This is a genomic window from Clostridium sp. (assembly GCF_032552055.1).
GTDB lineage: Bacteria > Bacillota > Clostridia > Clostridiales > Clostridiaceae > Clostridium.
Genome location: NZ_JAWGSV010000305.1, coordinates 1 through 3,398, shown reverse-complemented (window position 1 = coordinate 3,398; position 3,398 = coordinate 1). Strand labels below are relative to the sequence as shown.

The following is a 3,398-nucleotide window of genomic DNA, read 5'->3' as shown; positions in this document are numbered from 1 at the left end:
AGGTAAGATTGGATATCAAATAAATATAGAAATATTGGAATTAGAAAAAGTATTAAACTTTACATATGCAGATGTAATAAAATAGAAATTTATATTTTGTTATATAAAAAATCCTCCATTTTAATACAGAGGATTTTTTTAAAATTAGTATTTTCTAAAATTATTTATAATAGTAACTTAAAAATATAAACTATTTCGTAATAAAGGGTTTTAAAAGGCTCCTGAGCCGCCACCTCCGCCACCACTAAAGCCTCCTCCTGAAGAAAAACTACTATAGCTATCGTTATTACTAGCATTATTTTGATCTATAAGACTTTCTGCTGAAGTTCTTATATCATTAAAGAAAATCATATTATAAGCAAAATAATAACTATAGAAAGAATCATAACCTCTATCAAGATTATTTTCACTTATTAAGTCTGTAATTTGTGAATTTTTAATACCTAGTGCAGAAGAGTAAATTAATAAATCCCTTACATCGATATTTTCTTTATTAGTATCATATAAAATATAGTTTTTATATGATTGCCACTGACAATATTCTATATAAGCTTCATTATTTAGTACTTCACGCCCTTGAATCGTAATATAGTAATTCAAGGAACTCCCATTTAATCTTACTTCATTAATAAAATCATAAAATGAATTTTTGAATCTTTCAGATGCTTTTAAGTTATTTTCTATCTTATTTTTTATATCCTGGAAGGAAAACTCATTATAATGATTTTCATATTTTTTAAACCAATTAATTAATACTTCCAAATGAGAGAAATCTTTATCATCAATATCGGCAACTCTCTTAAAAGTAATATTATTAAATTCTTTTTCAGTAGTTATGTTAGTATCTACCTCATATACACCAAGTTTCACTAAATAAAGTAGGGTACATGGTACTAGTGACCACTGTAAATCTTTTTTATTAGTCATATAAGCTACTAAAGCCGGACTTATATTTGATGGTATATAAGTAAGATACTTATCTTCAGGGAAGGTGGCTAAAGATCTATACTTAGATAATTCCTTGTTGAATTTTTTATCTTTAATCTTTTTTAATATGAATAGTATTACACCTACTAAAATTAAAATAGAAATTGGAATAATAAGATACTCCAATTTAAAATCATCATCTTCTATAGATTCTGTAGAAGTCCTATTTATTTCTTCCATATTTAAAAAGTCTTTTTGGAAATTAAGTTGCACTCCAATATCAGAAGTTAAATCATTTCCAGAAATACTAATTAAGTCTTCAGAAGTATTAGTTTTAAAGGATCCGTCTCCAAAGACAGTATAATTCAAAATATTTAAATCAAAAGGATAGTCCTTTAAAGTAATATTTAAGTTTATATTATTTACTGGATTATCTGAAGAAGCAGTATAGAAGCTCCAATTTAGTAGACTAGAATCAGAATATTTCTTTGCTGCACCAATTGCTTTATACTTTAATCTAAATTTTTTAATTTCATCAGCACTTTGGGAGTAAATTTTAATTTGTAATTTCTCATTATCTAGATTTGTCTCATAAGTATTGTTATCATTGTTTTCACTTTTAGGAATAATTATTTCATTATTCTTCTCTTCAGTTGTAACTTCTAATATTTCATAATCATCAATTTTATTCATATTTAAATCAATATAAATACCATTAAAATTACCTTTAAAATTGTAAGTGAAGGTTTCCTCTACTAAAATATCACCATTTTCTTGAATTTCAGCATTAATTAATAAATCTTGTATTGAATAGGATTTACTATCTGCTAAAACTTGTTTTGGAAACAATAATAGTAAAGAAAATAAAATAGTTAATATCTTTTTCAATTTATCACCCCTTTATTTTATATTCTAATTATAAAATAGTTATTAAATTAACACAATTAAAAAAGGATGTATCAAGAAATGATACATCCTTTTTTTAATATTATATTAAAGTAATACAATAATAAAATGAATTTACTGAAAAATTAGATGATTAATCTATGATTACTATTAATAATAACTTATATCTTAGAAAATTAATCTTAATACAATCTACGGATTTATACTTCATACCAAAAGAGATTAATATCGATAGTCTGTAAAGATAGAAGTGTGTTATTTAGTTGAATTAATAAAGTAGTATTTGGAGGTATTGAAATTACTGAATCTATATTTTCAGTATAAATTTGGCTTGATTAAAGTGTGGTTAAAATAATAGTTGTTCAACTAGGAGAACCAACACCATATTTAAAGGTAGATATACTTGGTACAGTAGAGTAGAAATTTGTATTTGCAGCGGTTACAGCAGTACCAGCTCCTGGGAAATTAATATTTCTAATAAATTGAATAGTTAAACCTGTACTTGCTCCACTAATTGACATTGAGAATTTATATAAATATAAAGTTTTGCCAGAGCTAGAAGGATTACTTAGTTGTAATAAATAGTTACCTCAAACAACAATTGATACTCTAATTGCAGTAACACTAAAAAAGGTGCCACGTGCACTTAAATAAGCATTGGAAGTTGCACCAATTACAAACAGAGGGTCTGGATAAAAGTTATAAACATTACATATGTTTATATTTATTGTATTTTATAATATTTCTTTATTAAGTATATCAATACTCCAGGAGTCTAAATAATCAAATTTCTTTATAGAATTATATATTTCTTTAATAGCTAAGTCTTCAAATTCATTTGAGTAATAAACTTTTGCAAGGGTTATAAGAACACTTTTATCATCTATATAATTGAGTATTTCAACTAACTTTTGAAACAAATCGTATTCTTTTATAATTAAGATATTATTCAAAAGTTCTTCTATTATGGAAAGTGATATTTCTGTATTTTCAGTAATCATATTACATTTATTATTGGTATAAATACTTTCAATTTCAGAGTAAACTAAATGCTCAAAATTGGAACAATTATTTTTTATTAAACTTAAAGCTTTATCAGTAGAGGAATTGTTTATTAATAAGGATAGTATATAAATTTGTTTTGATATATCAGATAATAAACTCCCAATAATTATAGTAGATTCTTTTGATAATTCCATCTCAATAAAAGTTTTATTGAAGTATTCTAGAGCATCATCATATCTATTTTCATATATGGAAATAAGACCTTTAAGGTAATATTCATCTACATTATAATTATTAAAATCACTTTTAGATTCAATTAATTTTTTTGCTTCTTCAATTAATCCTTCTTTTAATAAAATGTGAATAGTTAATATTACATTTGGTATATGGTCTTTTGATGCAAAGTATTTTAATAGATTATCTGTAACTTCCTTTTTATTATCATATTTTTTATTAAGAACTTTACCGATTTTATACAGAGTAGATAAATCACTATTGCTTATATTTAAAATATTATTATATGAGCTTAGAGATTTATCATAATCTGAAAGGGTATAGTA

General features: G+C 24.1%; 3 protein-coding genes. All 3 read right to left on the bottom strand.

What is annotated here, in order from left to right; genetic code table 11:
- Nucleotides 1-210: 210 nt before the first annotated feature.
- Nucleotides 211-1,815, bottom strand: a complete 1,605-nt coding sequence (locus E6248_RS14630) for a DUF2207 domain-containing protein (RefSeq protein WP_316341517.1) — start codon at nt 1,813-1,815, stop codon at nt 211-213.
- Nucleotides 1,816-2,195: 380 nt separating this feature from the next.
- Complete coding sequence (locus tag E6248_RS14625; RefSeq protein ID WP_316341516.1) at nt 2,196-2,354, bottom strand: hypothetical protein; 159 nt, start codon at nt 2,352-2,354, stop codon at nt 2,196-2,198.
- A 213-nt stretch (nt 2,355-2,567) separates the two neighbouring features.
- A partial coding sequence (locus E6248_RS14620; protein WP_316341515.1) for a hypothetical protein occupies nt 2,568-3,398 on the bottom strand: 831 nt, incomplete at its 5' end.